Annotated in this window: 6 protein-coding genes and 1 pseudogene; 1 reads left to right on the top strand and 6 read right to left on the bottom strand. The window is 52.2% G+C overall.

Features of this window, described 5'->3' with window-relative positions; all coding sequences use genetic code 11:
• Positions 1-130: 130 nt before the first annotated feature.
• The 6 genes and pseudogenes from yegQ to HMPREF1487_RS08940 form a co-directional block, all read right to left on the bottom strand.
• Positions 131-1339 (bottom strand): annotated as a pseudogene (gene yegQ, locus HMPREF1487_RS08970) (tRNA 5-hydroxyuridine modification protein YegQ); the annotation flags it as partial.
• Between the two features lie 131 nt (positions 1340-1470).
• The gene (locus HMPREF1487_RS08965; RefSeq protein ID WP_230382201.1) at positions 1471-1800 is read right to left on the bottom strand and encodes a hypothetical protein; all 330 of its coding nucleotides are present in this window, start codon (positions 1798-1800) and stop codon (positions 1471-1473) included.
• Between the two features lie 838 nt (positions 1801-2638).
• A complete protein-coding gene (locus HMPREF1487_RS08955) occupies positions 2639-7498 on the bottom strand; it encodes an RHS repeat-associated core domain-containing protein (RefSeq protein ID WP_010796311.1) in 4860 nt (1619 codons plus the stop codon).
• Entirely contained in the window at positions 7495-8235 is a 741-nt protein-coding gene (locus tag HMPREF1487_RS08950; protein WP_010796310.1) for a DUF4123 domain-containing protein, read from the bottom strand. Before HMPREF1487_RS08950 ends, HMPREF1487_RS08955 begins: the two co-directional genes overlap by 4 nt.
• Entirely contained in the window at positions 8225-10285 is a 2061-nt protein-coding gene (gene tssI / locus HMPREF1487_RS08945) for a type VI secretion system Vgr family protein (protein ID WP_010796309.1), read from the bottom strand. Before tssI ends, HMPREF1487_RS08950 begins: the two co-directional genes overlap by 11 nt.
• A 233-nt stretch (positions 10286-10518) precedes the next feature.
• Complete coding sequence (locus HMPREF1487_RS08940; protein WP_010796308.1) at positions 10519-11037, bottom strand: Hcp family type VI secretion system effector; 519 nt, start codon at positions 11035-11037, stop codon at positions 10519-10521.
• Between the two features lie 411 nt (positions 11038-11448).
• Here HMPREF1487_RS08940 and hexR point away from each other — a divergent pair, with 411 nt between their 5' ends.
• The gene (gene hexR / locus HMPREF1487_RS08935) at positions 11449-12327 is read left to right on the top strand and encodes a transcriptional regulator HexR (RefSeq protein WP_026004183.1); all 879 of its coding nucleotides are present in this window, start codon (positions 11449-11451) and stop codon (positions 12325-12327) included.
• Positions 12328-12376: the final 49 nt, after the last annotated feature.

Genomic DNA, 12376 nt, shown 5'->3' with positions numbered 1-12376 from the left:
AAATGGCTGCTGCGAGGTGCTCGCGGCGGCCAAAAACGGAGAACTGAGCGGGTTACCTGGTCGATTTTGATCGACGGCCCGCTTTCAAAAGCAGCGAGGGCTGAAGTCGACCGGAAATACAGGGCTACTTCAGACCTTCCTTAGGCGTCATGACCTCGATAGAGTCACCCAAGTCGAAGCGATTCTTTACGATTACTTCAGCCAGTCCGTTGCGACGTTCACCGGTCAACTCACCCACGAACTGCTGGCGCTCGGATACCGAATAGCCCTGGTTATAGTTCTGATATTCGTCATGCACATGGCGGCGCAGAAAACCCTCGGTGTAACCGCGGTGAGCCAATGACTCCAAGGTATCCATCAAGGATTTATCGAAAGGGCGGCCCGCCACTGTGTCGTCGATAGCCTTGCGATAGACCTGCGCCGTACGTGCCACGTAGTAATGGGACTTGGTCCGGCCTTCGATTTTCACTGAGTGCACACCTATCTTTGCCAGCCGCTCGACATGGTGCACGGCTCGCAAGTCCTTGGAATTCATGATGTAGGTGCCATGCTCATCCTCATAGGCCTCCATCAGCTCACCCGGTCGGCCCGCTTCTTCCAGCAGGAAAACCTCATCTGTAGGCGTACCAGAGCCTAGCGTTGGTTCCGGTACGTTGAGTGCGATAGGGTCATGATGCTGCACGATAGCGCCTAATGCATCCTCTTTCCCTAGATGAGCCTTGTACTCCCAGCGACAGGCGTTGGTGCAGGTGCCCTGATTAGGGTCGCGCCGGTTGATATAGCCGGACAGTAGGCAGCGTCCGGAATAAGCCATGCACAGCGCGCCGTGAACGAACACTTCCAGCTCAATTCCCGGCACCTGTTGGCGGATTTCTTCAATCTCCTCCAGCGACAGTTCTCGGGACAGAATCACGCGTGACAGACCTTGGCTCTCCCAAAACTTCACGCTCGCCCAGTTCACCGCATTGGCTTGTACTGACAGATGAATCGGCATCTGGGGAAATGCCTGACGCACCAGCATGATCAAGCCAGGATCTGACATGATCAACGCATCCGGGCCCATGGCAATAACGGGCTCGATATCCTTCAGAAACGTCCTCAGCTTGGCGTTGTGTGGCGCGATGTTGACCACCACATAAAATCGTTTGCCTTGCGCATGTGCCTCATTAATGCCCAGCGCGAGGTGCTCATGGTCGAATTCATTATTTCTGACCCGGAGGCTATACCGTGGCTGCCCCGCGTAGACGGCATCCGCTCCATAAGCGAAGGCATAACGCATGGATTTGAGCGTACCGGCAGGGGAGAGGAGTTCGGGCTTGAAGAAATGCGTGATGCTCATGGGGTAGCGACTTCAAAGCCATGAGCTTATAAGAGCAGACTGTGGACGGTATTGATCCAGGTCTATAAACCTAGGGATGCTGTTCGTAGCAAGGATTCGCTAACGCTTGGCGAACCCTTACTTGAATGCGATTAGGCGACTAAATTGCCCAGCAGCATTGCAAATCCCAGTACCCCCAACGGAAACGCCCAATATTGCATTGGAATCCAGAACAGGGTGTGGCGCTTACGCAGCTCAACGGTTTGCTGGGTTTCTGGGTCAATCAGGATCTTTCCCGGACGGCTATTCAGCCGCTTACCGAAATAGAAAACGGCCATAGCGGATGCAAGTAGCGTTAGCGGGAAAATGATGAGGTTAGTTGCACCTAAAAGGCCACCTAGTAAGGAGCCAATCAAGGCCACAAACAGGGGAATAATAACGACTAAAAAACCAAAACCTTGCCATATTAAGAGCATCTTCATCTTCCTTGATTGAGTTGTAACACATTATCTACCATGTGGAGCGATCTTCAGACTCTGCCTTTATAAGATCTTCCTTCCATTCTATTTTAGCAATTTCATAGTTCTTTGAGAAAGCCTCTTGGATCAACAATCTCATCTGCATACCAGGTAAGTGCTATATATTCTTCCTCTAGATATTCAAAATAAGCGCTAAAATCATGGCTTTCAATAGAAAATAGTTATCCTAGCTTTTCTAAAAGAACAGGTTTATATCTATAAGAAAGACAATTTAATCCAATAAGAGTATGTTTTTATTATTTTATGTCCATCAATTTTTTTGGTTTATTCTTATAGGTCCTTTCTAAGATTTTATTCTCGGTCTTATACTTGTATGTCGCATAAAAATTGGCTAATTTATAATTCGCTTGTTAGTGTAATAATGATATTAAAACTTTTTTGTGACAATTAAATAGACATTAGCCATTTTTCAAAGTAATTTTTTTGATCATCAGGATTTATACATATTCTTTCATCTTCATAATCGAAGATATTAACAAGGTTCTCTCTTAAAGCAGGCCTGCCCATTTTTACCTCATAGGCCATCAGTCCAGATGACATCTGAGACGACATTCTTGAGGGGTACACGTTTATTTTAGCGCCTTTGCAAAGAAAAATAATGTACTTTAGGCTTCTTCGCATGTTAGAAAAACTTTCGAATAAGTTGTTCCCTAATGAAGAAAACTTATTCCCATCTGATAAAAATAACTCGATCCTGCTAGGATTATTAAGACAGTAAATTATTTTGGCAGATTCCAATTTTCCATTATTTAATATGGATATGGTTCTTTCATTATTCATTCTAAATTCTTCTAGGGTTAGGTATGGAATATCCTTTATAGCTACCATCTGCTTTTAATGGTGTTACTCCTAGTATATCTTCTCTTTTCACCTCCTTAGGTACGGCTATTTCTTTTTCATCTGGGAAAGGAACTTTTAACCCTTTTTCATTATTAACGTCAATACCTTTTAGCAACCTCAAGGTATATAGATATCCAGGTTTTGTTCTATATGCAGTACCGAAATCTATCCCTACCTCCGGAGAGGTTGAGGTGCTAATGAAATTGCTAGGAGGCTCATTGTTATCGTAGACGTGAAGCTGTAAGTCGTTGCTGTCTCCTTTGCTTTTAAATCCATCTTCGAAAATTATATCTTGAGAGCGGGTATCACCTCTGTATAGGTATTTGTACTTGCTTTCAGGAGATGCAGGCTGAGGCTCTCCATCATTTACATAAGAAATATCTTTGCTTAAGGATGAGTTTAAATTTGGATTACAAAGGTCTTGCCCTGGGCAATTATTTAAACCCAGCGGATCCACCCACCCCGTTGGGTTAGGCACATACTGATAGTTATTCAACCCACCCGCTAATTTGATCGGGTCGGGTGTCAGGAAGCGGCCCGTATTGGGATTGTAGTAACGGTGTCGGTTGTAGTGCAGACCGGTTTCCTGGTCAAAATATTGCCCCTGGAAACGCAAAGGATTTTCCAGCTCGGCGACTTCCAGTTTTGCCACATTACCGTAGGCGCGATACTTGGCAGACCAGACGATAGAACCCGCTGTGCTGGTCAGCTCCTGTGGTGTGCCGAGGTGGTCGAGCTGGTAGTAATAAGGTTCGGCTGCTCTCCCTTCACCGAGCAGCATCGCCAGAGGGCGGAATGTGCCGGGCTCGTAGACATAGCTACGGTAGTGGTTTTGCCCGCTTTCGGCGATTAGCCGTTCGCCTTGCCAGAGAAATTCAGTGGTTTGGCCGTCAATGATCTTGGCAATGCGTCGGCCAAAGGCGTCGTAACGGTACTCGGCGATTCGCCCGTCCGGGAGTGTTGCGGCAATCAGGCGGTGCTGGCTGTCATAGCGGTATTCAGTGACCAGTCGTTGACTTGCGCCGCGTCGTTCACGAGTCAGATTGCCATAGGCGTCGTAATCGTAGTGGCTATCGCCTTGCATCAACAGACGGTTGCCTTTGACGTTGGCGAGGCGTGCGCCTTCCTGCCCCGTCTGGCTAAGCAGGTTACCGGCGGGATCGTGGGCAAAGCTCTCTGGCAGATCGCCCCGAACAGCTATTAGTCGATCCAGCGGGTCGTAATGGAAGTGCTTGTTGCCTTTGCGGGAATCTTCGATCGCAGCGAGATTGCCGTTGGCATCGTAGGCATAGCGACGTTGATAAACGCTGCGTTCCTGTTGGCTGATACGGTGGGCTTGGAGGCGGCCTTGCTCGTCATAGTGATAATGGCTGAGCAGTGCGCCTTGCTGACGATATTGCTCACGTCCGCCGGGCAGGTACTGATGGGCCGTCAGTGGCTGACCGTTCAGGTCAATAGCGCTCAGCAGGCCACCATGGCGATAGCGGTAGTCGAGCAGGCTGCCATCCGGCAGGCGGCAATGGCTGAGCTGTCCGAGGGCATCATATTGATAACGGAACGTTGCCCAACCCTGATGCTCAGTAATGAGGCGATCCTGAAGGTCATACTCATAGGCGAGCGGCCATTGGCCGTCATCTACACTGACCAGTCGGCCAAGGGCATCGTAGGCGTAATGAATTTTCTGGTCGTCAGGAAGGGTTTTAACGAGCAGCCGCCCAGCTGCGTCACGCTGGTAGCAGGTAACCAGCTGGCTACCGTCTTCGCCGAATTCCGTTTTTTCCGTTAAATGGCCGTTAAGGTCATAGGCATAGGCTGTTGTACGGCCATCAAAGCCTGTTTCTTCTCGAATCAGGCCGTTGGGGTAGTAATCGAGTTGGTAGTGCTCACCGCGCTCGTTTTCGATCTCTGTCAATAACAGGCGAGCATTGTCGTAGCGATAGCGCAGCTGGCTACCATCAGGGTTGATTCGGCGACTGACGAGGTGCAGGTTGTCCGCGTATTCGTAGCGGGTAACACGTCCTAACTCATCCCGCTCGGCTGTTATTTTGCCGTACGCATTGTAGGTAAACGCGCGCGTCCCACCGCCCGGCAGCGTAACCTGACTGAGTCGGCCAACGGCGTCCCATTGATACTGGGTAACAGCGCCTGATTCGTCCTGTCGAGTGATTTGGCGGCCAAGCGCATCGTACCGATAACGGCGTTGACCGCCATCAGGTAGCAACTCTTCTATCAGCTGGCCTTGAGGGTTCCAGGTGAGTTCATGACGGCTACCATCAGGATGTTGAATACTGAGCAGGTTTCCCCGGTTGTCGTAGTGGTAGTGAGTTTTGTTGCCGTCCGGATCCGTCTGAGCGGTAATGTCACCTTGGGCATTACGACGATATTTCCAGACAGCCTTGCCCCGGCTAACCGTGCGTACGAAGCCTTTATGGTATTCGTAATAGGTAGGCTCATCTTCAGGCGGAATGACAGCAATGAGATGACCCGCCTCGTCATGCAGGTATTCAGTGATAGCGCCTAGCGGATCTTTCTCGGCAATCAGCTGGCCTTTTTCATCGTATACCTTGTGATGCTTGGCGCCGTCCGGGTCTATCTGTTGGACGAGGCGAGCGTTTTCATCATGTTGGTAGACCTGCTGGCTGCCGTCTGAGTTATGAACGGTAACGGTACCGTTGTCTTCCCAGACGTAACGCGTATCCATTTGGGCAAAATTGGCCCAGTGATGGACGCAACGGGACTGTTTTCCTTCGCCTTCCCATTCCCAGAAGAACGTCGCTCCGCCCGCCAGTTGGCGCTCTTGGATAACGTGCTGATCGTTGTAGCGATAATGCTCGCTTTCACCTGCCGCATTGGTAGCAGACAGAAGTTGGCCTTGGGCGTTATATCTATAGGTGGCCAGGGTCTGGATGGTATACCAACTCGCTTCTTCATTATCGGCAGGGCGGTAGACCTGATAATCAACCGCTACGATATGAGCGTGCTCATACGTGAAGCGCAGCGCGCGACCCGCAGTGTTCGTTAGGCGAACAATACGGTCTCTCGCATCGCGAGAAATACGTAAGACGTTGTTGTATGTGTCGCTTATCGAAATAAGACGCGCGCTTTGACCTATCCGACGGAAGTGATAAAAGTGAGGCTTTGCGCCCGCCTGCGCAAGAACCAGCTCGCTTAGGTCCTCGCCAAGATAGATCGCTGCAGCGGAAAGCCGGTTCGTAATGGCAGGACGTTGCTGGCTTGGTAGTGGAAACTCGGTGCGGCGATTCTCATGGTCTGTCCAGATAACCGTGTCGCCCTGAATTTCCAACCTATGGGCCAGACTATGGCTCCATCCATAGCCCAAGCCAACATTGTGCTCGATAGCACTAGTGCGATAGAGGCGAGACCAGGGAAAGGCGAGCACCCCATCCAGCTCTCCATCGGTCAGGGTAAGCAATTCCTCACCTGTAACCATGGAAACCGGACAGCCGTTAGTGCAGGTTTTGGCGCATTCCTGCGAAGGTTTGTCGTTAGGATCCTTAGCCGGCTTGGAGACGTCATCAACCTTTTCTTCACGAGACAAACGCGTTTGACGCCGCGTTTTATTTCGGCTTGTTGTCGAGGCATTTTCAATCGTTTGGCTCGGCGTATCGGCTGGGGTAGGGCGTTTGCTTGCAGGCGCCACCTTGGCGTTGATTTTACGGGCTGTATTCGCCTCGCTGATTTCACCATGGGCCGCTAAAGGCTTTAAGGTGTCTGCATGTACAGACAGTGCATGGGATTGACTTGCGTTGATTAACGTATCGGCAAGCTTGCTGATTAAAGCCGTCGCTTGACCAGACTTGAGTGTTTCCAAAGCTTTGGTGCCAACGCGGATTGCAAGCCCCGCACCGCCGCTCAAAATAATCCCGACGACAATATTGATTAAAAGCTCGCCGGTAAATTGAGCCAGTACTTCAACACATGTCTGAGGCGGTAACAGCTTGACCCAGCTAACAATTGCCGCCACGTAAATAAACATTAGTGGCTCATCACTAGCGATCAGTAAGGCTGTACTTAGCGATTCCTTGGAGGCGGTATAGAGCTTTTTCAGCTCGTCTGGACTCAAGTATTTAGCGAGCTTTTTAGCATTCTCATAAGGATGAGCAATCAATTGAAAAAGTGACTTTATGTCGTCCCAGAGCGAGAGCAGTGCATGCTCAAAGCCCTCTAGGGCAGCCTCCAGTTGGAGTTTTAAACGTTGTCCCGAGTTAGCGCTTTGATAGGTGCTCCATAAAGGTTGGAATTGATTGGTCCATTCGCTTTGAAGCCATGCAGCAAGCTTTTGAATAACGCCTTGATAAGAGCTATATAGGGCTTCTACCTGAGCCTTCGTTACATTCGGGAAAAACGTAATGCGATAGAGCTGCCCACGCTTGCAGCCAGAAATAACTTTTATGCCGCTTGGGCCGATTTCATCATTAATGACGGGTCCTGTAACTTCATCTCCGTTCCAGGCTCTCGTGACAGGTTCCAGCCGTACGGGTGTATTGCCAATGGGAACAAAGCGGGCGGCTTCAAAAGCATGAACTAACGTGAATTCTCCATTCAGCGGGCACGTTGCGTAGTTCGTAACAGGGGAGGTGTAATCCTTGCCCTTGCTAACGCTTAACTCATCGCCAATCTTGAATGTCTGATCGGCATCCAATGCCCAGCCAGTCCAAAAACTTTCAGCCAGCTCTTTATAGGTGCCCAAACAGCTTTTGAATTCAGAGATTACTTTGCTTGCATCAGGTGACTCGGCACCCAAACCAATAAACGAGAGCGAGCCGAGCCGAGGAATCATAGTGAAGCATCCTTTTCAAGTTGAGCGATAAGTTGCGCCGTATCGTCCATGTCTGTTTCCTGGCGCTGAACAAAGCGTTTGATCTTTTGTAAAAGATTGATTTCTGGGAATTTGAAGTAAATGTCTGGGTGATTTTCTTGAATGTGCTGCATCAGGTTATCGATCAGCGTTGAGGCATCGTTTTCATGCAATGCATCAAGTACCGTCTGGGGCACGCTCCACCAAGGGTATGTTCGAGCGATTTGGTAAGTACTTGGGGTTATGCTGGCGTTGAATTGATTAACCCAGTACTGATCGAAGCAAGGTAATACGGTAGAGAACTGCTGATTCAGGGTCTGAATCACAGGGACCAGATGCCGACCATCCCAAAAGCGGAAAAACACTTCGCTACCGTCTGGCATAAAGACTTTGGTCAGACTCTTGAGGTGCTCGACGATAGCTGCTGGCTCGTGCGTGGCTAGGGCTAGCCATCCCCAGTCTTTATGTTTTTCTTGAGCTGCCCAATTTAAAAATGTGCTGTTTGGGCTGAGCCTACCTAGGTAGGGCATCACCGGCTGCCAGTCAGCGTAGGGGGTACCTTCCCAAATGGGCAAAGGGACAAAAGCTTCACGAGCTTCGTAATAGGCCTTCAGTGGATTGGCATCGCTGGTGTTACTCATCACGACATAAAGGGATGAGTTATCAGTTGACTGTTGAGCCAACCACTCTTGAGGGGTAAGCAAATTATCAGAGCGCACAGAACCCCTCCTTGCACTTTTCGCATTCTTCACAGAAGGGTGCGTTACGCTTGAAGGTATTGATCTGTGCGGGTGTTAGCAGAGCACCTGCCTTATCTACGTCGGCTGGCCTTACAGGCCCCGGCAGCAGAGGGGATGCACCGGTTCCGCTGCCTGCGTTGCCTCCAGAGTTGATGCGGACCGTTGGGCCGACGATAGTGATGCCGCTGGCGTCCAGCTTGATGAAGCTACCGCCTGCCTTGAAGGTAAGTTCGCTGCCAGCCTCCAAAACAACCTTCAAACCACTGGATAAATGGATTTCCTGCCCCGCACTGACGAACTGACCTGTACCGATCTTGATATGCTGGTTTTGCCCGATGGTGAGGTGGTCGTTGGTCTTGATCTCAACCTTGCGGTCTGCATCCGTGGTGCGGTGTTCCTCGGCTTTGTATTCCGTGTAGCTGTTAGCCTCGACAATGTCGTGTCGCTCGTGTCCTACGCGGATCTTCTGGTCGTGCTCGACGTTCTCGTCCCAGTCCCGTTGGGCGTGAATGTAAATCTGTTCCTGACCTTTCTTATCCTCGATACGCAGCTCGTTATAGCCACCACCACCCGGTGTGCTCAGGGTCTTGAAGACGCTGCGGGTCTTGTTGGCCGGCAGGTCATAGGGAACCTGATGTTCCATGTGGAACAAGCAGCCCGTGACCAGGGGCTGGTCCGGGTCGCCTTCCAAGAACGTGACCAGTACCTCCATGCCGATGCGAGGAATGGCGATACCGCCATAACGATCGCCCGCCCAGCTGGACGAGACGCGTAGCCAGCAGCTGGTCTGTTCGTTGGCCTGGCCTTCACGGTCCCAATGAAACTGCACCTTGACCCGACCGTACTCATCGCAATGGATCTCTTCGCCCTTGGGTCCAGTGACCACCGCGGTCTGGCTGCCCAGGATCTTGGGCTTGGGATGCTCAAGCGCAGGACGGAAGGGTACGTCCCAGGGCGTCGCTGTGAAGCGGTTGCGGTAGCCCTGGGTAAAGCCGTCGTGCTTGTCCACATCGCTGGTAACCGACTCTTCCAGCACCTGGGGCTGCTTGCCCTCATGCCAAATGCCGGTGAGTAGCCAGAGCTGGTTCCAGTCACGGCGGGGATGCTCGGACAGTTCCAGGAAGTGGCCGGTCACCAGCTGGGGTTGATCGCTTTCACCTTCGGCCAGCTGATAGTCGCTGCGGTGACGCTCAAGGGCGCGCTGGGCGAGGTGCTTGCCGCGGGTGCGATCGGTAAAGCGACCTGGGTAGTCGTAGTCTTCCAGATCGGGCTTGGCCTCGCTCTTGTAGGCGGCCTCCATGCGCAGTCGCGGTTGCTCGAAGTCATAGTCGCGGCGCGAGACACGGGCGGTACGGGTTTCCAGGCGTACGCCAAAGCGTTTGACCACCGGCTCGTCTGCCACCAGACCGGAGCCCTGCACATAGGCGGTGGATGGGGTCAGCCTGGGAAAGCCGGTCTGGTCATCACCAAACACCAGGACGTGGTTATCCTGGGTATGCTCGAAGTGGTAGTGCAGGCCTTCCTCTTCGCAGAGCCGCTGAATGAAGTGCAGGTCGGTCTCATCGTACTGGACGCAATACTCGCGAGGCGGATAGACCGTAGGCCCCAGCTGGAAGCGGTAGGCGTCCGCCAGGATGCCGTGATCTTCTAGCACCTGGGCGATGATCTGCGGGACGGTGAGCTTTTGAAAGATGCGCTGATTGGTGCGGTGCGCAAGGTAGGCCAGACGCGGCACTAGCACAACGTGATAGCGGGTCAGGCGCTTGCCGGCATCGCCCTGGCCGATCTGGTAGAGCTGACCATGCACGCCGTTACCGCTGGGCGAGAAGGCCAGAAAGGCGCGCTGATGCAGCAGGGCCTCAAGGTCGAGGTCGGGGCGTTCGCTGACCAGTTCGAGGTCAAAACGAAAGGGCTGGCTGATCGACTCCTGTCCTGTAAAGCTCAGAACCTGAAAGTCAGGCATCTCTCCTTCTGAAGTCGATCCGTGAATGGATAGCGAAAAATGAGCAGTATTCGCTGGGTTGAACATTCCGTGTTCCTCCAGAAGGTTGTTGCGAAAACAATTTCGGCCAGGAGACCTGGCCGAAAAGGCTAACCGTACTAGCATGGAATGAGCCAATGCCAGACATCATGGCGCTTGACTCATTGTGCCACCTCAAGCGGTTAGCAGGCAGTGATTCGGGTCTGTTTCTGACCAATCGGCTTCTGGAGGGGATCAGAAGCCGACACCGATTCACACCTGTCTGACGGATCGCCGCGAAATTAAGCGGAGATCGGGGAGCGCCAGTCGTCGGAGCCGGAAGTGCCGGATACTTCGTGAGTCCAGACGATCTTGCGGTACGTGAAGTACACGTCTTCCAGGTGAGTGAAATGAGCCATGTTCGGGTCCTGGCAGTTCGGCATGCGGGACTGCACGTCAACGATGATGGCGTCTTCCAGCTCGATGGTGAAGTAGTGTTCCTGAGTACCAGTAGCAGAAGTGCGGTACCACTCCAGGCGGCACTTGCTCAGGCGCTCGCCGGAGGTCAGTGCGTTGAAGATCAGCGGAGAGGACTTGTCGAAGACCTTGGTGATCATCAGCGGCTTGTGTACACGCTGACCAGTCGGCTGACCGGACTGCGGATCGCGTGGGATGATGACCTGGTGATTGAAAGCCTGAACCAGAATCTGGTCTTCATGGCCTTCCTGGAAGATATTGCCGACGGAGTCTTCCGTGAAGGTGCCTGCAGTGATCAGACCTTGCTTGGTGCCTTCGAGGGACAGATACGCGGGTGTTGGCATGATGCTCTCCTTGCCTGAATAGTGGGCCCTTGGCCCGGGAGCCATACCTATTACAAACCCTGTGCCAATAAAATAAATTCTTTATTAATCAATAAGTTATGATTTAATGAAGTGTGTGCCGCATGAGCTTTGCGACAGCTGTCACATAAAGGTGCGCAGCTTTTTGCGCATTGAGGCAGAAATCTTGCGCACTACGCTAGAAGCGAGTGAACTCGCCTTGTCTGTGCTTTTTTCAAGGATGTGGACGGGTGAGGGTGTGCCAAAAGTTGCACTGTAGACGGGTTGTCTTATGGCTTCAGTGCAAAGATGTCCATTACGCGAAATACTAAGTGAATGAATGACCTGGCGTCGATGTAGTATAAAGACGTACCACTACATGCCTTTTCCTCCTCTGCTAGTCGAGTGCCGCTTGTGAACCTGATGCAACATATCGCCCAGTCGCGCCATTTATTGCGCAAGTCTGAGCTCAAGGTGGCTGAGCACGTCATGCTGGATCCTGCGGCTGTCATGCACAGTTCGATGGCGGATCTTGCTCATGAGGTAGGGGTTAGTGAGCCAACTATCGTGCGGTTCTGCCGTGCTATTGGGTGCGATGGTTTTCAGGACTTGAAGCTGCGTCTGGCCCAAAGTCTGGCTTCAGGGGCGAGCTTTGGACAGTTCGCCATCCATGAGAACGACTCGGTTGTCGATTTCAGCCTGAAGATTTTCGATACCACGCTGCACACGCTGATGGATATCCGCGAGCGCTTGGACATGCAGGCGCTCGAGCAGGCTATCGAAGAGATTTCCAAGGCCAAGCGGGTAATGTTCTATGGCTTTGGCGCTTCCGGCGCCGTGGCGACGGATGCCCAGCACAAGTTCTTCCGTCTTCTGCTCAGTGCGTTTGCCTATTCTGATCCCCACATGCAGGCGATGTCGGCTGCAACCCTGACGCCGGATGACGCGGCGATCTGTATTTCCCAGTCGGGACGCTCGAAAGACCTGTTGATCACGGCCAACCTGGTCCGGGACAGTGGGGCCAAACTGATCACGATCTGCCCAAGCCAGACGCCTTTGGCAGAGTTAGCCAATGTCAGCCTGACGATCGATGTGCCGGAAGATACCGAGATCTATACGCCGCTGACATCACGTATTGCACACCTGGTCATTATCGACGTGCTGGCAATGGGGGTGGCGATGTCCCGAGGCCCGACGCTGGTCAACCACCTCAAAGGTGTCAAGCGCAGTCTGCGAAGCCTGCGGTTATCACCCAAGAGCATCAAACATCAGGACGAGCGCGACTCGCATTGATGATCAAGTGCAGCTCTTCGGCTGTCCCTTAAGCTTCACCAAGGCTTCG

The sequence above is a fragment of the Pseudomonas sp. HPB0071 genome (assembly GCF_000478505.2).
GTDB classification, from domain to species: Bacteria; Pseudomonadota; Gammaproteobacteria; order Pseudomonadales; family Pseudomonadaceae; genus Chryseomonas; species Chryseomonas luteola.
This window is presented reverse-complemented; position numbering and strand designations above follow the sequence as displayed.